The following is a 318-nucleotide window of genomic DNA, read 5'->3' as shown; positions in this document are numbered from 1 at the left end:
GGAGGCGGTGCCCGGTTTCACGGTCACCGATGCCGACCGCGCGGAGCTGGTACGGCTGTGCCGGCGGCTGGACGGGCTGCCGCTGGCGATCGAGCTGGCCGCGGCCCGTCTGCGCGATCTGCCGGTACGGGAACTGACCGCCCGGCTGGACGACCGTTTCGCCGTCCTGGGCGACACCGACGGCGTCGCCACCGACGCCGAACCTCCCTGGCATCAGGCCCTGCGCACCGCCATCGGCTGGAGCCACCAGCTGTGCAGCCCCGCCGAACGGCTGCTGTGGGCGCGGCTGTCGGTCTTCGCCGGCAGCTTCGACGCCGA

The 318-nt window shown here is 73.9% G+C and carries 1 pseudogene; it reads left to right on the top strand.

Annotated features, from left to right (window positions below):
- Nucleotides 1-318 (top strand): annotated as a pseudogene (locus IF04_RS36355) (regulator); the annotation flags it as partial.

The organism is Streptomyces violens, assembly GCF_000717745.1.
Taxonomy (GTDB): domain Bacteria; phylum Actinomycetota; class Actinomycetes; order Streptomycetales; family Streptomycetaceae; genus Streptomyces; species Streptomyces violens.
Note: the sequence above shows the minus strand (reverse complement) of the source record. Positions and strands in the feature narration are given on the sequence as shown.